General features: G+C 58.8%; 23 protein-coding genes and 1 tRNA gene. 14 read left to right on the top strand and 10 right to left on the bottom strand.

From position 1 onward, the window contains the following. Positions 1-86: 86 nt before the first annotated feature. Positions 87-404, bottom strand: coding sequence for a hypothetical protein (locus tag ACR0AC_RS20900; protein ID WP_170456691.1), 318 nt, complete (start codon positions 402-404; stop codon positions 87-89). Between the two features lie 144 nt (positions 405-548). Between ACR0AC_RS20900 and pyrF the strand changes: the two genes are divergently transcribed. Further along, complete coding sequence (gene pyrF / locus ACR0AC_RS20895) at positions 549-1,253, top strand: orotidine-5'-phosphate decarboxylase (RefSeq protein WP_170456693.1); 705 nt, start codon at positions 549-551, stop codon at positions 1,251-1,253. Between the two features lie 350 nt (positions 1,254-1,603). After that, positions 1,604-2,857: a DNA polymerase IV gene (locus ACR0AC_RS20890; protein WP_170456696.1), complete on the top strand. Its 1,254-nt coding sequence runs from the start codon at positions 1,604-1,606 to the stop codon at positions 2,855-2,857. Between the two features lie 3 nt (positions 2,858-2,860). Here the strand turns inward: ACR0AC_RS20890 and ACR0AC_RS20885 are convergent, their stop codons facing one another. Further along, positions 2,861-3,721, bottom strand: a complete 861-nt coding sequence (locus tag ACR0AC_RS20885) for an N-formylglutamate amidohydrolase (protein ID WP_480875878.1) — start codon at positions 3,719-3,721, stop codon at positions 2,861-2,863. Between the two features lie 148 nt (positions 3,722-3,869). On the opposite strand from ACR0AC_RS20885, the gene ACR0AC_RS20880 reads away from it, so the two are divergent. After that, positions 3,870-3,944 (top strand) — tRNA-Val (locus tag ACR0AC_RS20880). 91 nt (positions 3,945-4,035) lie between these two features. Continuing rightward, positions 4,036-4,161, top strand: coding sequence for a type B 50S ribosomal protein L36 (gene ykgO, locus ACR0AC_RS20875; RefSeq protein WP_005648635.1), 126 nt, complete (start codon positions 4,036-4,038; stop codon positions 4,159-4,161). Between the two features lie 64 nt (positions 4,162-4,225). Here ykgO and ACR0AC_RS20870 read toward each other — a convergent pair whose 3' ends face one another. Next, the gene (locus ACR0AC_RS20870; protein WP_480875876.1) at positions 4,226-5,389 is read right to left on the bottom strand and encodes an adenylate/guanylate cyclase domain-containing protein; all 1,164 of its coding nucleotides are present in this window, start codon (positions 5,387-5,389) and stop codon (positions 4,226-4,228) included. 173 nt (positions 5,390-5,562) lie between these two features. On the opposite strand from ACR0AC_RS20870, the gene ACR0AC_RS20865 reads away from it, so the two are divergent. Genes ACR0AC_RS20865 through ACR0AC_RS20855 form a run of 3 tightly spaced genes read left to right on the top strand, consistent with a single transcriptional unit; the run spans position 5,563 to position 7,563 of the window. Continuing rightward, positions 5,563-6,510 (top strand): alpha/beta hydrolase, encoded by a 948-nt coding sequence (locus tag ACR0AC_RS20865; RefSeq protein WP_480875873.1) that lies wholly within the window; start codon positions 5,563-5,565, stop codon positions 6,508-6,510. Positions 6,511-6,566: 56 nt separating this feature from the next. Next, on the top strand, positions 6,567-7,013 hold the full coding sequence (locus tag ACR0AC_RS20860) for a nuclear transport factor 2 family protein (RefSeq protein WP_170738199.1): 447 nt from the start codon (positions 6,567-6,569) through the stop codon (positions 7,011-7,013). A 49-nt stretch (positions 7,014-7,062) separates the two neighbouring features. Then, positions 7,063-7,563 (top strand): nuclear transport factor 2 family protein, encoded by a 501-nt coding sequence (locus ACR0AC_RS20855; RefSeq protein WP_170456704.1) that lies wholly within the window; start codon positions 7,063-7,065, stop codon positions 7,561-7,563. Positions 7,564-7,590: 27 nt separating this feature from the next. On the opposite strand, the gene ACR0AC_RS20850 is transcribed toward ACR0AC_RS20855, so the two are convergent. After that, positions 7,591-8,349 carry a helix-turn-helix domain-containing protein gene (locus ACR0AC_RS20850; RefSeq protein WP_480875870.1) on the bottom strand — a complete coding sequence of 253 codons (759 nt, stop codon included), beginning with the start codon at positions 8,347-8,349 and terminating at the stop codon, positions 7,591-7,593. Positions 8,350-8,499: 150 nt separating this feature from the next. Between ACR0AC_RS20850 and ACR0AC_RS20845 the strand changes: the two genes are divergently transcribed. From ACR0AC_RS20845 to ACR0AC_RS20835, 3 genes are all read left to right on the top strand, one after another. Then, complete coding sequence (locus tag ACR0AC_RS20845; RefSeq protein WP_170624936.1) at positions 8,500-9,516, top strand: Fe(3+) ABC transporter substrate-binding protein; 1,017 nt, start codon at positions 8,500-8,502, stop codon at positions 9,514-9,516. Positions 9,517-9,635: 119 nt separating this feature from the next. Continuing rightward, a complete protein-coding gene (locus ACR0AC_RS20840) occupies positions 9,636-10,190 on the top strand; it encodes a helix-turn-helix transcriptional regulator (protein WP_170456710.1) in 555 nt (184 codons plus the stop codon). Continuing rightward, positions 10,187-10,705, top strand: a complete 519-nt coding sequence (locus ACR0AC_RS20835) for a GNAT family N-acetyltransferase (RefSeq protein WP_170456712.1) — start codon at positions 10,187-10,189, stop codon at positions 10,703-10,705. Before ACR0AC_RS20840 ends, ACR0AC_RS20835 begins: the two co-directional genes overlap by 4 nt. 5 nt (positions 10,706-10,710) lie before the next feature. Here the strand turns inward: ACR0AC_RS20835 and phhA are convergent, their stop codons facing one another. Next, a complete protein-coding gene (gene phhA, locus ACR0AC_RS20830; protein ID WP_170456714.1) occupies positions 10,711-11,511 on the bottom strand; it encodes a phenylalanine 4-monooxygenase in 801 nt (266 codons plus the stop codon). A 119-nt stretch (positions 11,512-11,630) separates the two neighbouring features. Between phhA and ACR0AC_RS20825 the strand changes: the two genes are divergently transcribed. Further along, the gene (locus ACR0AC_RS20825; protein ID WP_170524427.1) at positions 11,631-12,089 is read left to right on the top strand and encodes an Lrp/AsnC family transcriptional regulator; all 459 of its coding nucleotides are present in this window, start codon (positions 11,631-11,633) and stop codon (positions 12,087-12,089) included. Positions 12,090-12,094: 5 nt separating this feature from the next. Here ACR0AC_RS20825 and ACR0AC_RS20820 read toward each other — a convergent pair whose 3' ends face one another. Continuing rightward, complete coding sequence (locus tag ACR0AC_RS20820; RefSeq protein ID WP_170456718.1) at positions 12,095-12,508, bottom strand: VOC family protein; 414 nt, start codon at positions 12,506-12,508, stop codon at positions 12,095-12,097. Between the two features lie 213 nt (positions 12,509-12,721). Between ACR0AC_RS20820 and ACR0AC_RS20815 the strand changes: the two genes are divergently transcribed. After that, positions 12,722-13,930: an MFS transporter gene (locus ACR0AC_RS20815; protein ID WP_480875866.1), complete on the top strand. Its 1,209-nt coding sequence runs from the start codon at positions 12,722-12,724 to the stop codon at positions 13,928-13,930. A gap of 139 nt (positions 13,931-14,069) precedes the next feature. Beyond that, a complete protein-coding gene (locus ACR0AC_RS20810; RefSeq protein WP_480875863.1) occupies positions 14,070-15,014 on the top strand; it encodes a hypothetical protein in 945 nt (314 codons plus the stop codon). Between the two features lie 6 nt (positions 15,015-15,020). Here ACR0AC_RS20810 and ACR0AC_RS20805 read toward each other — a convergent pair whose 3' ends face one another. From ACR0AC_RS20805 to ACR0AC_RS20795, 3 genes are all read right to left on the bottom strand, one after another. After that, positions 15,021-16,178 carry a M20 aminoacylase family protein gene (locus ACR0AC_RS20805; protein WP_480875860.1) on the bottom strand — a complete coding sequence of 386 codons (1,158 nt, stop codon included), beginning with the start codon at positions 16,176-16,178 and terminating at the stop codon, positions 15,021-15,023. A gap of 78 nt (positions 16,179-16,256) precedes the next feature. Then, a complete protein-coding gene (locus tag ACR0AC_RS20800) occupies positions 16,257-17,177 on the bottom strand; it encodes a sulfurtransferase (RefSeq protein ID WP_480875858.1) in 921 nt (306 codons plus the stop codon). 225 nt (positions 17,178-17,402) lie between these two features. Further along, positions 17,403-17,795: a GFA family protein gene (locus ACR0AC_RS20795; RefSeq protein WP_480782023.1), complete on the bottom strand. Its 393-nt coding sequence runs from the start codon at positions 17,793-17,795 to the stop codon at positions 17,403-17,405. Positions 17,796-18,180: 385 nt separating this feature from the next. Here ACR0AC_RS20795 and ACR0AC_RS20790 point away from each other — a divergent pair, with 385 nt between their 5' ends. After that, positions 18,181-18,960, top strand: coding sequence for a methyltransferase domain-containing protein (locus tag ACR0AC_RS20790; protein WP_480875855.1), 780 nt, complete (start codon positions 18,181-18,183; stop codon positions 18,958-18,960). A gap of 12 nt (positions 18,961-18,972) precedes the next feature. Here ACR0AC_RS20790 and ACR0AC_RS20785 read toward each other — a convergent pair whose 3' ends face one another. Continuing rightward, a complete protein-coding gene (locus ACR0AC_RS20785; protein ID WP_480875852.1) occupies positions 18,973-19,677 on the bottom strand; it encodes an SDR family NAD(P)-dependent oxidoreductase in 705 nt (234 codons plus the stop codon). Positions 19,678-19,940 lie beyond the last annotated feature (263 nt).

Raw genomic sequence — 19,940 nt, 5'->3', positions numbered from 1 at the left:
CTTGGCGGCACGCGTCGGTCTGGGCCTCGCATTCAATTTGGGAAATATCTTTGCCGGTTCAAGAGGCTAGAGCGCAGATTCCCGCACTATTCGCGCTGGATCGTGTAGACCGTGTAGCCTCCGGTCTCGGCCACCTGGACAGCGCCCAGATCATCGACCAAAGACTGCGCCGCATCGCTGCCCGTCGGGCAGGAAACAAGATCAGCGGTGTGATCAAGGAAATTGCCGGTAAAGGCCGTTTCTCCGGTCAGCTGGCACCAATCATCCTCGGACCGGTAGCCGCGTACCAGACGCAAATCATCATTCGTCGGGGCCGGTGCAGCCCCTGTTTCCGGCGCGTCAGGCGCAGAGTCTTCACAGGCGGCCATTGTCAAAACCACGCCCAGCAACAGCAGTTTCTTCATTTCACGTCCCTTTGTTTTCGTTTTTTGCGTTTAATCCGGTCACTCTAGCACAGAACACATCCGCCCCTGACAGCTATCGCGCATAGACAGGCGCGCCCGAACCCGTTAGGACGCAGACGTTTGCCAAAAAACAGGAGCGCCCCAATGTCCGATGACCGCCTGATCGTAGCCCTTGATGTTCCGAACGCCCTGCAGGGGCTGGCCATGGCCGAACGGCTGGGCGAGAGCGTTTCGTTCTACAAGATCGGGTTGGGGATGCTGACCGGCGGTGGTCTGGCTTTGGCGAATGAGCTGAAACAGGATCACGGCAAGCGCATCTTTCTGGACATGAAGCTGTTCGACATCGGCAACACGGTCGAAAACGCCGTGCGGGGGCTGGCGCAGTTCGATCTGGATTTCCTGACTGTCCATGGCGACCCGCATGTGGTGCGCGCCGCGAAAGAGGGGGCCTCGGGCAAGGACCTGCAAATCCTTGCGGTGACCATCCTGACCTCGCTGAACCGCGACGATCTGGATGCCAGCCTCCTGAAAGACGGCGACGTGCAGGAATTGGTCGTCGAACGTGCGGCAAAAGCGCTGGAGGCCGGGGCCGACGGCGTTATCGCCAGCCCGCAAGAGGCCGCCCTGATCCGCGCCCTGCCCCAGGCCGCAGGACGGCTGATCGTCACGCCGGGTGTGCGTCCTGCCGGGGCAGAACTCGGCGATCAAAAACGTGTCGCCACCCCGGCCAGCGCCATCGGCGACGGGGCAGATCACATCGTGGTGGGCCGTCCGATCTATCAGGCGGACGATCCGAAAGCGGCGGCCGAGGCCGTTCTGAGCGAATTAAACTCTTTGACACGGCACTGAACGGTTTCGGGAATCAAACCCTGAATGCGTTAACAAATGTCTTGATTAACTTGACCTTAGGTCACTTTCGACCCTTAAAACCGCTGAAACAAGCTGTGCCCGAAAATACACAGAAAACGCGCAAGTTTAGGGGCTGGCGCTTGGAACCTATCTAAATATAGAGATATCGGCGAGTCTTGGGGATGAAACACTCCCCAACGAACCGTGTCTTCCTGAGGTTCGTTACCTCCCCCCGCTGACGCGCGGGGGGTCTTCTTTTGAGATCAGGCGCAGATTGTCGGACCTTTGATCCCCCCTTATTGGTGGTATAAGGGATGCCCAACCCACTCGCGGAATGCCCGAGGACGCGCATGCCTGGCCTTTGCCGAGATTGCCTGACCACAGTCACCGACGAACGGCGCTGCCCGACCTGTGGCAGCCCTCGGGTCAAGTCACATCCGGAACTGTTCGACCTGTCCATCGCGCATATGGATTGCGATGCCTTCTACGCCTCGGTCGAAAAGCGCGACAATCCGGATTTGGCTGACAAGCCTGTGATTATCGGCGGTGGGAAGCGGGGCGTGGTGTCGACAGCCTGTTATGTGGCGCGCATCAGGGGCGTGCGCTCGGCCATGCCGATGTTCAAGGCGCTGCAGCTGTGCCCCGAGGCGGTGGTGATCAAGCCCCGCATGTCGGTCTATGTCGAGGTCTCGCGCGAGATTCGCGCGATGATGGATGAACTGACGCCGGTGGTGGAACCCTTGTCACTGGATGAGGCGTTCATGGACCTGTCCGGGACGGAACGTCTGCACGGCGCGCCACCTGCGGTCATGCTGGCGCGTCTGGTCAAGCGCATGAAGGACGAGCTGGGCCTGACCGGTTCAATCGGTCTGAGCCACAACAAGTTTCTGGCCAAGGTCGCCTCGGACCTCGACAAGCCGCGCGGGTTTTCGGTGATCGGCAAGGCCGAGACGGCAGAGTTCCTGCATGACAAGCCCGTGCGTCTGATCTGGGGCATTGGCCCGGCGGCACAGGAGTCGCTGGAACGGGCGGGCATTCGCACCTTCTCCGACCTGCTGCGCTGGGATCAGGAGGCGCTGACGGCGCGGTTCGGCTCGATGGGTTATCGCCTGTGGCATCTGGCGCGCGGTCAGGACAAGCGGCGCGTGTCAGCGCATGAGCCGATGAAATCGATCAGCAATGAGACCACGTTTTTCGAAGATACCGCCAGCATTGACATTCTGGATGGTCACATCTGGCGCATGGCCCTGAAAGTGTCCGACCGGGCCAAGGCCAAGGATCTGGCGGGGCGGGTTGTCACCTTGAAGCTTAAGAAGGCCAACCACAAGATCATCACCCGGCGGGTTTCGCTGCGCGATCCGACCCAGATTGCCGACCGAATCTATCGCACCGCGCGTGGCCTGTTCGATCAGGTGGGCGATCAGGGCCCCTATCGGCTGCTGGGCTGTGGCTTGTCCGATCTGTGTTCAGCGGATCAGGCCGACATATCAGGGGATTTGCTGGACCCTGACGCCGGGCGCCGGTCTCAGGCCGAGCGTGCGACCGACAAAATCCGGGAACGGTTCGGCGCAGATGCCATCGTGAAGGGGCGCGCCTTGCGCTAGGCCCTATTCCGCCGCCAGACGCTGAGGCTGCGCGCCGATGCTGGCGATCTCGGCGATCACCTGACGTAACAGCCTTGAGAAAGGCATGAAGTTCGCATTCGGGGCGATCTTTTCTTCATCCATATACAGCGCGCGGTCGATCTCGATCTGAATCGCGTGTTGCTGGCGACCGGGCCGCCCGTAGGTTTGCGTGACATAAGCCCCGGCAAAGGGCGCGTTGCGCGCAACCGTCAGCCCCGCCGCCGCAAAGGCGGCTTCGATGCGGTCTACAATCTCGGTGGACGCCGACGCACCAAACCGGTCGCCCAGAACAATCTCGGGCCGCTGGCTGCGCGAGGTGCTGGCCATGGCAACCGCCTCATGCGGCATTGAGTGGCAATCGATCAGAATCGCCTGCCCGAATTTTTCATGCGACTCGGCCAGCAGCGATTTCAGCCGCGTATGGTAGGGCCGCCAATAGGTGTCGATGCGCAGACGCGCCTCATCCATGGTCAACTTGCCGCGATAAATCGCCCGGCCATTGGCCACCACGCGGGGAATCACCCCAAGCCCCGAGGCAACGCGGGGGTTGTGCCCCTGCCTGCGCGCACCGCTGATCAGCGCCGGATCAAGCTCATCCGCGCTGCGGTTGAGGTCCAGATAGGCGCGCGGCATGGCCGCCTTGATCAGGGGCGCGCCGAACTCTGACGCTGAGGCAAACAGTTGATCCACAAAAGCATCTTCCGAGGATCGAATCCCGTTTGGGTTCAGAACAGACCGTTTCAGCAATGCCTCGGGATAGTCCCGCCCGCTATGGGGCGACGAAAACACGGCGCATGAGGTGCGATTCTCGGGCATATCCAGTATGAAGGCTGCGTTCGGCATGATCTCTCCGTGTTCGCACTCAACATAGACCGGAAAATTGTTCTTCCAAACCCCTTGAACCCCTGAACGACTCCTTTTATAGACCCCGCTACCGGCGCGGTGATCCGCGCCCCATTTCGTTATGGGGCAGGGCACGCAAAGGGAAAGTGGGCGGTTAGCTCAGCGGTAGAGCACTTCGTTGACATCGAAGGGGTCACAAGTTCGATCCTTGTACCGCCCACCATCGTTTCACTGTTCCGGGCTTCCGGGACACCCGACTAACCCAGGCGCTGGCCACGTCTTTGATGAAGGCGCCGCAGATTGGAGACAGACCCATGAAGGTCAAGAACTCGCTCCGCTCGCTCAAGAACCGGCACCGCGACTGCCGGGTTGTGCGTCGCAAAGGCCGCGTCTACGTGATCAACAAGACGCAGCGCAAGTTCAAAGCTCGCCAGGGCTAAGAACTGCACATACCCAATTCGAAAGAACCGCGCTGTAAAGCGCGGTTTTTTTGTGCGCAGCCTGTCAGGTAGCAGGGTTGGTCCGAAACACTTCGATCGCCTCGCCAAGCCCTTTGAGTTGATGGCAGCCCACCGATTCTGTTTCCCTGTTCAGATGGCGCTGCACATCCTTGGTCATCAGCATCTGCTCACCCAGGTCCTTGCACAGCCCCTGAACCCGGCTGGCGACATTCACGGCTGACCCCACCACGGTAAAGTCCAAGCGGTCCGGACTGCCGATATTTCCGAATGTCACGGGGCCATAGTCGAGGCCGACGACAAACTCGATCTGTTCGGCACCTGCGGCTTGGGCGTCCTGATTATACGCCGCAAGCCGGGACAAGGCCTCGGCCGTTGCGAACACTGCTGACTGGCAAGCGGTTTCCGCATCAGGCTCTGCCGGAAAAAAAGCCAGAACACCGTCGCCCATGAATTTCAGCACGTCACCGCCATGGTCCCGAATCGGGCCCACAACCATCTCGAAATAATCACCCATGATGGTCAGCAGTTTCTCTTCGGGCCAGACCTCGGATTTCGCCGTGAACCCGCGCAAATCCGCAAACAGGATCGCGGCAGAGACCGACTTGTGCTCGCCCCGTTTGATATTGCCGTTGCCAATCTCAAGCGCCGGGCCTTCGCCCAGATAGGTTTGCAGCAGGCTTTTCTGCGACTCGCGCATCGCAATCGGTTCCAGCGCCGAAGACAATGCGTGGCGGGTGGCTTCGATGATTTGCACCTGCGCGTCCGAAAAGCCATCCGGGTGATCCGTGCTGAAACTGGACCCCTGAACCGAACCGTCACCATATTCCAGCGGCATGGCGAGGAAATCCGTGGCACCGGCATCGCGCAGTTCGGAATACACTTCATGCTCAGCCGACAGGTCCAAATCCAGCAGCCGCTTGCGCAAGGGTTGGCGCGAAGTCACAACCGCCTGAAACGGGCTGCCATGCCACGCGCTTGAGACCCGGATCGTGATTGGAACCGTGTATTTCCGAGACCCTTCCGGCGTCCAGATGATGCCCCACGCGCTGATCAGCGGGTTGGAGTAGTTCTGACCAATCCGAACCCGCGACAAAGGCACACCCAGTTCCTGCAAGCCTGCGCAGTATTGCGACACGATCTGCGTTTCGTCACCCAGCATCCGACCCTGCGAAATCAGCCAGGTGATCAGGTCGTTCTTGTCTTGCATAGGTCGCCTTCCCGCTCTGCCATTCGCCTCAACATATGGTGCCCGCGCCCTGACCGGCAATGTCGGGTGCATTCGACAGGATTCGCATAGTGAATCCCAGAAATCGCGCCTCTCAAACCGGCCCAGAACCATCATCTTGGCTGCCTAAGACCACATCACAGATGGAGAGAGTTATGAAACGCGCCTCACTTACAACTGCCGCCGCCCTGATGGCGTCAACCGCAATGGCCGATATCGAAACACGGGCTGTCACGTTCGAAAACGAAGGGGCCGAGATGTCGGGCACCCTCTACCTGCCTGAAGGATATGACGGCACGCCCCTGCCCGCCGTTGTCGTCACGGGCGCTTGGACATCAGTGCAGGAACAGATGCCTGCGAATTATGCCCGCCAGATGGTCGCGCGCGGCTTTGCTGCTTTTACCTTCGACTTCCGCGGCTGGGGCAAATCCGGTGACCTGCCCGAAGGCGTCCGGTTTGTCGAAAGCCCACAGGCAAAGACTTCGGATATTGCCAAAGCGTTTGAAGTTCTGGCGACCCTGCCCGAAGTCGATGCCTCTCGGATCAACGGTCTGGGGATCTGTGCCTCGGCCGGGTATATGATCGACGCATCCGCCGGGAATGATCTGGTGCAGCGGGTTGGCCTCGTTGCCCCCTGGTTGCAAAACGGCGAGATCGTCGAGACCGTTTATGGCGGCGCTGACGGTGTGGCCGGTCTGATTGAAATGTCCCGCGCTGCCAAAGCGTCAGGCGGTCAGATCATCCCGGCCGCTGGACCGGAAGGGGCCGAGGGCGTGCTTATGCCCATTGGCGGCTACTATTACGAGGCCGACCGAGGCGCGATCCCGGAATATGACAATCAGTGGAACAATGCAGGCTGGGAAGGCTGGCTGACATACCACCCCGCAGACAACCCGCAGCGTCTGGATAAACCACTGGCCATCGTCCATTCGGAAAGCGCCGCGATCCCGCAGGGCGTGCGCAGCTTTCTTGGCGGATTTGCCGGGGATGCGACCATGCAATGGCTCGAAGACGTGACCCAGTTCGATTTCTACGACAATCCCGAAGACGTCACGCGGGCCGCAGACGCCATGGCCGAGCATTTTCGTGGAGAGCAAGGATGAAGCCCTTGCTTGCATCCCTTGTGACCTCAACTGCCCTAATGATCGGAGGCTTGGCAATGGCCGCAACACCGGAAGAGAACATCAAAACCGTTCAGGATTTCTTTGCCGCCTATGGGGCAAACGACCTTGAAGCGATTGCTGCTGTGATGGACGAGGATGTGCGGTGGCACATCCCCGGCCGCCATCCCCTAAGCGGCACCAAACAGGGCCGCGCCGAGGTTCTGGCGTTCTTCGAACAGCTTGGATCGGCCGGGTTTCAGGCTGAACCGATCTACTTCGGTGCGGATGAAACTCATGTCGTCGATATTCATCGCGGATGGTCGAATGTCGATGGCGTGGCAAATGTCGATACGATCTGGGCGCTGGTCTACCGCATTGAGAACGGCAAGATCGTCGAAGCGACGAACCTGTCCGGCGATCAGGATGCGGCCAATGCGTTCTTTTGGGCCCAGTATCCGCTCGCGCCGTTGCCCGGACGTTTGGCCGAGCAATCAGACCGATGAATCCCAAGCCTCCGCTTTCATTCAACCTGAGAAAACAGGAGCCACGACAATGGTGAAAACACTGATCTCTACAGCCGCAATTGCGACCCTGGCCGGAACCATCGCTTTCGCTGATCAGGCCCAGATCAACCGATCGATCACGGACATCGCCGCCGGGGCCGACCGGCACGACTGGGACCGCGTGCGCAGCGCTTTTGCCGACACGGTCACAACCGACTACACCAGCCTTTGGGGCGGCGATCCTGCCACGCAACCGGCTGACGCGTTGATTGCTGCATGGTCCGGCTTCCTGCCCGGTTTCGACAGCACGCATCACATGGTGACGAATGAAACCGTGACCTCGGTCAATGGCAATACCGCCACCGCCGAGGCCGATTTCACAGCGACCCACCGCATTGATGACGGTCTTTGGACATTGGGTGGCCGATACTCTTACGCGTTGGTTCAGTCCGGCGACCGCTGGCGTGTCACATCCCTGACCATGACCGCACTTTGGGAAACCGGGGATCGAGGGTTGGTCAGCATCGCAGCAGAGCGGGCGAGCCAGTAACCAGCACACTCCACCAGTTCGGGCGGGTCATCCCGCCCGAAACTTGGCCGGTGTTGCGCCGAACTTGCGTTTGAAATGTTGCCCAAACCGACTGACATCCTGATAGCCAACGCGCCAGGCGATCTCGGCCACGGTCAGCTTTGATGTGCGCAACAGAACAGATGCACGATCCAGCCGGGCGGCGATCACATATTGAAGGGGTGCAACCCCGACCTCGTTCTTGAAAGCCTTGGAAAAATGCGCCCCGCTCATCGCGGCAAGATCGGCCATCGCCGACAGCGACAGGTCCTGGCTCAGATTGTCCTGAATATAGTCCAGAACTTTGCGCAGCCGGGCATCTTCAATGTCGCGATGCCAATCCGCGGCAGGTCGGACAGTTTCGACGATCTGCGCGGCCAGCGCCCTTTGAATGGTCTCGCGGTATAACAGACCGCCACCTAAAGATGCACTTGCCGTCAGGCTCAGGTTCGTCAGCAGCGGGTCAATGTCGCCCACGATGGGCTGAAATTCAAAATCACGGCTCAGATCAAATTCGGTCAGGATCGCGTTGTCCAGACTGACCATGACAAATTCCAGATCCTCGTCAAACTCGCATACCCCATCGCTGCCCGCCGGAAGGATCCAGCCCTGATTCTTGCTCAGGGGCAGGTGCGTTGCAATGGACGTGCCGTGGGCAAAACGGTGAGTTGGCTGATCGTTCAGAAAGATGCCGACCGACAGGGATGGAAGCGAAAATGCGCCGCCACCTGCTGGCAATACTGTCTTGTTCGACACCACTTTGGACATGGTCCGAATGTAACGGATCGGGCGCGCGATTCAAATCTGAACAAATTATCGACTATTTCTGTCGGATTTGCTTGCAAACGACTCGCAATTTGGTAATTGACTAAATCACTCGGGAACCACCCGGAAGAATCTGCAACGTTTGGAGACACCATGTTGAAATCCACGACATGCATCGCGGCTGGCCTGATGGCTTTGATCGCCACATCTGCAATTGCCGAAGGCGAGCTGAACCTTTACTCGTCGCGCCACTATGACACCGACGAACGCCTGTATTCCGACTTTGAAGAGGCGACGGGGATCAAGATCAACCGCATCGAAGGCAAGGCCGACGAGCTGATCGCCCGCATGGAAGCCGAAGGGGCGAACTCTCCCGCGGATGTGATGCTGACCGTTGACACGTCGCGGCTGGCCCGCGCCAAGAACGCCGGTGTTCTGCAATCGATCGACAGCGCCGTGCTGGAAGAGCGTATCCCTGCAAACCTTCAGGACAGCGACAACCAGTGGTTCGGATTCTCGCAGCGCGGCCGGATCATCTTTTACAACAAAGACAATGTCGCCACCCCGCCGGCCACCTATGCCGATCTGGCCAAGCCCGAATATGAAGGTCTGATCTGCATCCGCTCGTCGACCAATGTTTACAACCAGACGCTGCTGGCTTCGATCATCACCCATGAAGGCGCGGATGCAGCCAAAAGCTGGGCCGAAGGAATTGTTGCCAACATGGCCCGTGACCCGCAGGGCGGCGACACCGACCAGCTGCGCGGTCTGGTTTCGGGTGAATGCGACATCGCCGTGTCGAACACCTATTACTTCGCCCGCTCGATCCGCAAGGAGGTCAAGGGCCTGTCCGCCGAACGGGACTCCATCGGCTGGGTCTTCCCGAACCAGGACGGCTATGGCGCGCATATGAACCTGTCGGGCGGTGGCGTTGCCGCAAATGCGCCCAACAAAGAGAACGCCATCAAGTTCCTTGAATACCTCTCCAGCGATCAGGCGCAGCAGTATTTCTCGGCAGGCAATGACGAGTATCCGACGGTCGCAGGCGTCGAATTGGCCGAGTCGGTCAAGTCGCTGGGTGAGTTCAAAGCGGATGAGATCAACCTGTCCGAAGTCGCGCAGAATCTGCCCGAAGCGCAGAAAATCTTCAACGAGGTTGGCTGGAAGTAACAACCGGCCAACTTGGAAAAGTGAAGGGGTGCAGAGGATTCTGCGCCCCTTTTTCATTTGCAAACAATTTAATTTTAAGCGATATTCCCATATTAGTGAATTTTTCTCAAATATGGACTATGTTAGATACTCTTTCAGACCGCCTCGCCTCACGCCTGAGTGAACTGCGCCAAAGCCACAACTGGTCGCTGGACCAATTGGCAGATCAAAGCGGCATCAGCCGGGCCACTCTGTCGCGCATGGAAAAGGGTGAGGTCAGCCCAACCGCCGAAAACCTGGGCCGCCTCTGCGCCGCTTACGGGTTGCCGATGTCGCGCCTTTTGATGATGGTCGAGGACAGCTTTGACCCCAAGGTCCCCTATGAGCGGCAAACGGAATGGAGCGATCCCGAGACCGGATTTACCCGCAGGTCCGTCTCACCGCCCTCGACGGGCCTGACCGGAGAAGTTCTGGAATGCCACTTACCGCGCAACACGGTGATTGGATACGAGACGCCTCCGAAACCGGGGCAAGAGCATCACCTGATCATGTTGGACGGTGGTCTGACGATCACCGTGGACGGAACGCCCCATACGCTCAGCGGTGGCGACTGCCTGCGCTATCACCTGTGCGGGCCAACCCGGTTTGAAACCGGTGCAACGCGGGGCGCGCGATACATTCTGGTGCTGATATGATCACGCGATTGACGGACGCCTATTTTGACGATGCCCATGATGATCTGGCCGACATCCTGCACGCCTGTGTTCATACGGGCGCCAGCATCGGGTTCATTCTTCCGTTTTCGAAAAAGGATGCGCGGGCCTATTGGCAGAACCGCGTGCGACCGGACCTGCGCGCCGGTACGCTGGACCTGTTTGTGGCCTATGGCGACGGGCGGATTTTGGGCACCGTGCAACTGATCCCCGCCGTGATGCCCAATCAACCACATCGCGCGGACGTCGCCAAACTGCTGGTCCATCCCGACGCCAGACGGCGTGGATTGGGGCGAGCCTTGATGAAATCCCTGACAGACAGGGCGTCAGAGCTGGGCCGGACCATGCTGGTGCTGGATACACGCAGCAGCGATCCCTCTCGTATCCTGTACCAAAACATCGGCTTCCAGATTGCCGGAGAAATCCCCAATTACTGCCGCAACCCGTTCGAGCCGGTGTTCGAACCGACGACCTATATGTACAAGAGCCTCGGCTAGGCGTTCTACTCGGCTGCGGTGACCTTTTCGGGGAACTTGTTTGGCAACAGACCCAAGCGCCGCGCGTGCCGCACATCGGCCAGCAGGTCGCGTTCGGCCGCCGCAAACAGATCCTCGGGATCGTCCAGCACGAAATACCCCATCTGGTGCATGTCGATCCGGTACGGCGTGCGCAGAATGGTCAGAACGTCGAATGGGTCACGATCCGGGATATCACTGGTCACGGCATAGACCAGTTCGGTCGGCGAGGACGCAAGACCCGAGCCCAGCGCCTTGATCTGACCGTCCTGACGACGCAGTCCAAACTCGATCGAGAACCAATACAGCCGGATCAGCCAGGCATAATCCGCCGCATCGGCCCGGACGCCCGCCCGCCCAATCGCATGGCTGAATGCAGCAAAGCGAGGATCGCTGAGCAAAGGGGTATGCCCGAAGATTTCGTGGAAAATGTCGGGCTCTTCGATGTAGTCGAAATCCTCGCGGCTTCGGATGAATGAGGCCGCCGGAAAAACACGCTCGGCCAGCATACCAAAGAAGGTCTTGAACCCGATCAGCGCCGGAACCGGTTGGACGCGCCACCCGGTCAGGTCCAGTAATCGCTCAGAGATATCGGCGCAAGACGGCACGCGCGTCTTTGGCAGGTCAAGCCGGACCAGCCCGTCCAGATACTCGCGCGCCATGTAGCGCTGAACATTGTCTTCCTGTGCAGCGTAAAGATCAGCCCACACCGCGTTTTCCTGATCGGTGTAGTCGATATGGCCGCGATCATCGGCGTGCTTGGCGGTGTATTTTGTCGATTTGGGCATGGGCGCGTCCTCCTGTCTGACAGGATACGCCCAAAGTAGTGCGATATTTGATTTGGTGCGGACGTTCGGATGATCTATTTTGACCGTAATGTTTCGCCAACTGTGGAATATCGAACCATATGCTTCACCAGTCAGACATAGCCATTCTGCGTGTCCTGCAATCCAGCGGTCGTCTGTCGATGCAGGAACTGGCCGAGCAAACGGGGCTGTCGGCCTCACAATGCTGGCGGCGCGTTCGCGACCTTGAGGCGTCGGGCGTCGTCTCGGGCTATCGCGCGCAGGTCACCGCCAAAGCCGTGGGACTGAATGCTATTGCCTATGTCCATGTGGCGCTGCGGGATCATCAGGAGAACAGCATCGCCGATTTCCTGCGACTGGTGGAAACCGAACCGCAGATTGTCGAATGCGCCTCGATCACCGGGGATCATGATTTCATTCTGAAGGTCTATGCCCGAACCCCCGAGGACCTTGAAGTGTTCATCATGAAACGGCTGCTAAAATCAGGTCTGGTTCGGGACACCCGCAGCAACTTCGTTCTGCGGCAAAACAAGACACGCGGGCCGTTGCCGATCCTGTGACGGGGTCAAACGGCCTGATGGACCTCGATCACATTGCCTTCGGGATCAAGGAAAAAGACCTGATGCCATTCCTTGGCAAAGGCGGTGCCATAGTCTGAATATGGGATGCCCTTTTCATCCAGCATCGCCTTGAAGGCCGCGATGTCATCGGTGCGGAAAGCGATATGGCCACGCTCGACCGGATTGATGGATTCCCCGTGTTTGAACGCAACGCCAAGATCCCGTTCGGCCAGATGCATCTGCATATGCCCGTCGGTGGCAAACCGGATCTGGCCGCTATAGCCGCGATCATCCGACTCGGCAGATCGGGGGAAGTTCTCGATCGGAATATCGTCCAGCCCGAGCGTTTCAGTATAGAACCGGTGCAGCCGCCCGACATCTTCGGACACAAAATTGATATGGTGAAATTCCAGCTTCATGGGGGCCTGTTCTGGGGTTTCGTTTGGTTTCGCCGACCTTAGGCAGGTGGCGCGGGCCAAATCAACCCAGGCGGTGACCCTGGTTTGATCCCAGACTCGCCACGCCTTCAGCTAAAGCAGGCTGGCCCGCGATCATCGTGACCTTGTTGCAGGGGAACTAAAGCGGCTAACTCTGTCTGGCGCAGTATCACCCCTTTTGTTCGACAGGGTATTATGTTTCAGAACCGAGCCATTCTTTTCATACTCATTACCCTGATGATTGACGCCATCGGCATCGGTATCGTGTTTCCCATCATGCCGGATCTGATGGACCGGGTCGGCGCAGGCGATACGGGGCAAGGGGCGTTCTGGGGCGGGCTGCTGATGGCGGCCTATGCAGGGGCTTTGTTCCTGTGCGGTCCTGTTGTTGGCAGCATCTCGGATGCGGTTGGCCGCAGGCCGATACTGATCGCGGCCCTTGCCATGCTGGCCATTGATTATGTCATCATGGCTTTAGCGAGCAGTTTCTGGCTGCTTTTGCTGGGGCGAACGCTCGCGGGTCTGGCCGGGGCGACCTATATCACCGCAACCGCCTATCTCGCGGATATCTCAACCCCCGAGGAAAAGGCAGCGAACTTTGGCCTGATCGGCGCGGCCTTCGGGATTGGATTTGTCCTAGGCCCCGCCATTGGCGGCATCGCGGCGGAAATCAGCATCGCCGCGCCGTTCTGGATCGCCGCCGCATTGTCGGCAGGCAACGCCTTGTTCGGCGTATTTGTACTGCCCGAGAGCCTGACACCGGACAAACGCCGCCCGTTTGGCAAACGTGATCTGAACCCGTTCAAGTCGATCTTTGACGCCTTCCGCCTGCCGGGGCTTGCGGTTCCGCTTTTGTGCATCTTCATCTTTGAGTTCGCCAATATGGTCTACCCGACCCTGTGGGCCTTCTGGACGCGCGAAGTGTTCGACTGGCCAACCCTTTATATCGGATTGTCGCTGGCCGGCTATGGTGTGCTGCTGGCGTTTGTTCAGGGCGGGTTGATGCCGATCTTCATCCGGTGGATCGGGGATTACCGCACATTGATGCTGGGCATGGTTTCGGCGCTGATCGGCATGATCGGGTTTGGCTTCACCGGGTCCATTGCTGCCTTGGTCGTCTTTCTTCTGCTCGCCGCGCTGTCTGACATGGTTCCACCCCTGATGACGGCAATGGCGTCGAACCAGACGGATGAGGATCGGCAGGGTGTGGTGCAGGGGGTCATCGCGTCTTTGTCCTCGGTCGCGGCCGTTTTGTCCCCGCTTGCACTGACGGGGATTTTTCATGCGTCTGTAGACAATGATGGCATCTATTTCCCCGGCGCACCGTTTCTGTTTGCGGCCGTGCTGGTCGCGGCCATGCTGCCGTTGGTGATCCGGCTGAAGGGCCACGCGCAAGAAAGGTAGGATTTGCGGCAACAGGCAGCAGTCTTAAGTGTCTGCCGTGCCCCCAAACCCGTGCAAGTTGTGATAGATTGGAACTGAGGACATTCTGGCAGGAGATTTCCCGTTGCGACAGAAATCGATCCGTCTTGCAGTCACTATCATGACCCTTGCCGCGGCGACCGCGGCCTTGCCCGAACGGGCCACTGCCCTGTCATCGGATATCCCCGCCTGGCTGCAAAAGCACGTGGGTACAGGCGACGGCCAGATCGCGCCTGTCGTGCTGGAAAGGGCGCGGGCACTGTATCAGCAGAAAACCCGGCAGGGTAAGGTCAGCAACCCCTGTTATCTTGCCAAAGACGCGACCCGCCCCAGCACCGCCCGCAACGGCAGCCCCGGACGCAGGTTCTATGTCATCTGTGAATCTCAGCGGACATTCCGCGCCGTTTCATCCGGGTATGGCAATGGGCGAAAACTGCAACGCGCCAATTTCGCAAACGGGCGGCAATGCGCGAAGAATTTCAGCAATGCCGAAGGATCAAAGCTGACGGCGGGCGGGTCCTATGTCACCGCCGAAACCCGGACGTCCTTCAAGGGGTTTTACAGCCAGTCCGGCCAGACCAAGCCGTTCTATCGCACATTTCTGTTGTTCGATGGCGAAGGCGAAACCAGCAATGCGCGGGAACGGGCCATTGGTGGCCATCCTGCCGTTTTCCTGAAATGGCAATGTCGGTTCAAGAACCCCACAAGCTCTCATGCTGATGATGACGGCTATGTCCCTTATGGACGGCTTGTGAACTATACGGGTGGGCGCAGCAACGGCTGCACCACCTGGTCGGAATCCGCCTCGGAAGAGATTTTGGCGCTGGTAGAGGGCAACCCGACGACGCTTTATATCTATCCTGAATCCAAAGATATCAACGCGGTTGCAAAAGCGGTGAGCAAGGGGCGATCACTGTCGCGCGCGGGCGTTTATTGGAACGCCGCGTGTCTGCAAGCCATTGGCACACCGAAGTTCTGGCCCAAACGCACGCTTCAACCGATCATAAACCAATGGAGGGACTCTTTGCCCAAGCAGCCGCCCTTGGAGCTGCCGATCTGTAAATAGCGGGGTCTAATCCGAGCTGACGGGCAGCCGGTTGCGCACAAGTTCCACAAACCACTGAACGCCCGGAACAAGCGCTGCATCGTTGAAATCATACCCGGCGTTGTGCAGCGGTGCGCTGTCGCCGTTGCCAAAATTACCGAACGCACCGGGCGCAAGTTTCAAAGCTTGGGCAAAATCCTCGGATGCACCCATGGGGCGGGCATCCGGGTCCGTGTTGTTTTCGCCGAACACCGATCTCGCCGCCTGCAGCGCGCGCTGCGTCGCTTCAGCGTCATTCACCAGCGGGACAAACACACGCTCATACTCAACGTCTGCGTCGCAGTCATGGGCCATGGCCATGCCGTTCGCGATGCGGCGCATCGACTCTTCGACCCGGTGACTGACGGCATCATCGAAATGGCGGCAATCGCCTTCGATGCGCGCCTCGCTGGCAATGGCGTTCTTGATATTGTCGCCCGCAATCGACGTCACCGAAACAACCGCAAGGGCCGAGGGGTCTATCGCCCGGGACACAATCGTCTGAAGCTCGGTGACGATGGAACAGGCGCACAGGATCGCATCCTTGCAGTCCTGCGGGCGCGAGGCATGGCCACCGCGACCGCGCACGGTTATGCGGAACCCATCTTCGGCACCCATGAATGGGCCGGGCCGGATTTCAAACGATCCAACGGGAAGGCCCGGTTTGTTGTGCACACCATAGATTTCGTCAAATCCCAACCGCGATCCTAACCCATCACGGATCATGGCCTTCATGCCCTGACCCCATTCCTCGGCCGGTTGAAAAACCAGCCGCACGGTTCCGTCAAACCCACCCTCTTGGGCCAGAACAGCAGCAGCGCCCAGCAGGATTGTCGTGTGTCCATCATGACCACAAGCATGCATCAGGCCGGGTTTGGACGACGCGTAAGGCAGATTGGTGGTTTCATGGATTTGCAGACAATCCATATCCGCGCGCAGTGCAATCGTTCTATCACCACGTCCCCGCCGCAGCGTGGCGACGACACCGGTGCCACCAATTCCGGTCTCGATATCCTCGATCCCGAATTCCTTCAGTCGCTTGACGACAAAATCCGCCGTGGCCTGTTCTTCGAACCCAAACTCTGGGTTTTGATGCAGGTGTTGCCGCCATTGGCACAGGGATTTGGCGAGATCGTCGGAAACCAAGCTGTCATCCTTTTTTGTGGCTGGCAGCCGGGATGTTGAGTGCAAAACCGAAAGTATGCAAGGGCCGTGGGCCGTTGTTTACGACGTTTCAATCGGAAGATTTTCGTCCGCGCTCCACTCGGCCCATGACCCGTCATAAAGTCGAGATGTGTCGAACCCCATATAGCGCAACGCAAGAAGACCATTGGAAGCCGCCAAACCGCGGCCGCAATAGGCAATGACCTCATTTTCAGTCTCTATGCCTTTATCGCGGTAATGTTGCAGCAGGCTCTTTTGGTCCGACAGCCTGAATGAGCCCCGTTGCCGCAATTTCTCTGCCCGTTCGGCTATGGGTGTATCGGCCAAATCCGGATCGATATTCGAAATCGCGGGGATGTTGACCGCTCCGGGAATATGCCCGGACCGCCCGCCCCATGTATGAGAGCCCTGCCCCCGATAGAGATCGTTTGGCAGGAAGTCGACAATCCTGACGTTCGGGTTTCCAAGCGCAGACAAGACCTCAGCCTTCCGGGCGATCCAGCCGTCTTGCGCCCTGGCTTCAAAATTCCCCGGCTTGACGGAAATATCGCCGGATTCGGTGGGTCGGTCTTCCAGCTTCCATTGCTGCAGTCCACCGTCCAAGACCTGCACGTTGTCATGGCCAAAATACGACAGCGCCCACCAAAGCCGCGCGGATGCCAGCGGCAGGCCCGAGTCATCATAGACGACAACATGACTGTCGCTTGAAACACCAAGATCGCGCATTTTCCGGCCAAAGTCGTGCGGGCCCAGCATCATGTCAGGAATGGTCTGTGTACTGTCGGCAAGTTCTGTGGACATGCCGACATAGACTGCGCCGGGGATATGCTCGGCCTGATATTCTGACCTGTCATCAAAGGCCACGCCCTTGCCGTTTTCCTCCCGAAACTTCCATCGGACGTCAATGATCCGCAGCTTCGGGTCGGTCAGATGATCTGCCAGCCAGGCGGTGTCGGTAAGTGGGCGAAGGCTCTTGGACATCCCTACGGCCTCCTTCAATCAGACGTGGGTCGCGCCGAGGCAATTATCCATCGAATCTGCGCCCGGAGTCCAATTTTCGAAGTTTTTGTACTTTCCGACAGCCTTCCTGCCCCCGCGTGGCTGCCTGCCAGGAGCGGTTCGATCAGCTTGTCTGGCGCATCCAATCCAAAAGCAATTCCGATTGAAGCGCTATCGCCTTTGATTGCACAAGATGGCCGCGATCGCTCAGGTATCTTGCGGGATCACCGCATCATCCCAACATTGCGCAGCGTCAGAATAGATCGACTTCTCGGGGGCGTATTTGGACGGATCATCCAGCGCGGCGGCGTGAACATAGATCAACTGGCTCATCATTTCACTGCGGCGTGTCAGTTGTGATCCGCAATTCGGGCAAAACCCGCTAAAGGTCAAGCGACCCGATCCGCCTGTCATCTGATAGGTTTTGCAAGCGTCGCCAATTCTGAAGGTTTCTGCGATCAGCGGCATCATCTCGGAATGGCCCGAGCCTGTCAGTTGCTGGCAATCCCGGCAATGGCATCGAAACATCGGGGCGTCCCCGCGCACGCCCTCAAAGCGGACCAAACCGCATTTGCACCCGCCGATAAGCTTTTCTGACATACTGCCCCCTCCGTTGCCCGAGCATAAGAAGAGATTGCCTGTGAGTCATGATTTTGATTGCCGCTCATAAGTTGACGCCAGATTGACGTATTGCAACACCCACCCGGCTTGGCCGATCACAAACGCTATGATGTGACTTTCGTTGCGCCATACCTCCTTGGCGGGCGGGACACATGGGCCACTCCAAACGTCGAAGCCTTCAGATCCTGGGCCTATTCCAGCGCCGCAAAAGATCGGGCGGCAGTTGGGTATCGGGGAACCGTTTAGCCAGCCACCAACTTGGCGGTACCCAGGCGCTCGGGGCGCTTTCCATTGTTTCAAAAACCCGTTTCGGACTCAAAAGCGACCAATCTGTTAAGATCGGCGGAGTGGAAGGGGGAACAAGATGCTGAATTTTGATGCCGAGACAACAAAAATCCTGGAAAACGCGTATCAGGGCGCTGACATAACGCGCAGGCGACAGGCTTCATTCGATGCCCTCTGCCCTGCGCCGGGTGAAACCATATTGGATATCGGATGTGGCAACGGCCTGCTGACTGCGGAACTGGCCCGCGCAGTTGGACAGAAGGGCCGCGTCATCGGGGTTGACCCCAGCGACGACATGACGGCGGCTGCAAAAGCCCGCTGCCGTGACTATGCCTGCGTCGAATTCCGTACCGGCGTCGCCAATGCGCTTCCGTTCGAAGACGCCATGGCGGACAAGGCGGTTTCGGTGCAGGTGTTCGAATATGTCGACGGTATTGACGGGGCAATTGCCGATGCAATGCGCTGCCTGAAACCCGGTGGTCGGCTGGTTGTCAGCGATCTGCATTTTGACACCCTGATCTGGTTTAGCGAAGCGCCAGAGAGGATGCAGGCCATGAGATCCTCATGGAACCAGCATTTCGTCAGCGGGTCTGTGCCGGAAAGACTACCTGCGCTGATCAAGGCACGGGGTGATAAGGTGGACGAGGTTCGGTCGATAACGCTGGTAGATCATCAGCTAAAGCCGGACGGCATCGCAACCATGATGTTGCATCTGATGAGGCAATTTGCCGTTGCAAACGCACATGTCGACCCCGCCGTTGCGCAGGCGTGGTTTGACGAACAACAAAGCCTTGCCGAGGCAGGCCGGTTCTTTTTCTCGATTACGCAATTCATCATCATTGCGCGCAAACAAACCTGACCGCTGGCCGCGTTACCACTTCTCGCCAAACGGGCGAATATCCAACTCGAACGTCCAGGCCGATCGGTCCTGTTGCGCCAGCATCAGCGCAGTTTCAGCTATGTGGACAGGGTTGATGAAGAAGTCATCCGGTTTGTCGGGCGCGAAACCCGTCCGCGTGTCTTCTGTGTCGATCACGCCGTCGATGACCATGTAGGCCACATGCACACCCTTCGGTCCAAGTTGTTTTGCAAGCGCATTTGCCAGCACACGTTGCGCGGATTTTGACGGCGCAAAAGCGGTTGTCCAGAGATTGCCGCGCAGCGCTGCCGTAGCCCCGGATACGATGATCACGCCCGACCCACGCCCGGCCATTTGCGGCCCCAGCACTTTGGCCGTAACAAACAGCCCCAATGCGCCTACGCGCCAGCTTTGTTCGAAATGAACCTCGGTCACATCGTCGAGCGTTCCGAACTGAGCAAGGTCGGCATTGTATAGGACGACGTCGATCTGGCCGAACTCATCCTCGACCGCTTTCAAGGCGTCTCTGAGGTTGTCGGGATCTCCGGCATCGCAGGCAAAGGGTTTGACCTGCGGGTCAGATGCGCCTGCGCCCCCGATACCGGCCCCCGACCTGCTGAGAAGGGCAAGGGTGTATCCGGCCTTCCTGAATACTTCGGCATATGCGGCCCCAAGGCCCGGACCGTACCCGATGATTGCGCAGACACCCGCACTCATATCGATCTCCTCCGTCGCGATTGTCACCCAAGGCGCATCTTAGCACATCCGTCGGACTGATGCAGATTGGTGGCGGTTAGAACCTGTTCCGCGCCCCGCACGGCATGGAAGCGATGGCTATGCGCCGCGTTTCCGTTGCGCGTCCCGGACCAGCGCCGCCGATCGGTAAAACCCGTGTGCCATTTTTGTGTAGGGCGTCAGCAGGAAGAAGGTCAGGACCGATCCGAGGTGGATGGCCAGCAGTGCGGGCATCAGAGGCGTTG

This window comes from Ruegeria sp. H7 (genome assembly GCF_056532945.1).
The sequence above is the reverse complement of the archived record's forward strand: the minus strand, read 5'-3'. Positions and strand labels throughout refer to the sequence as shown.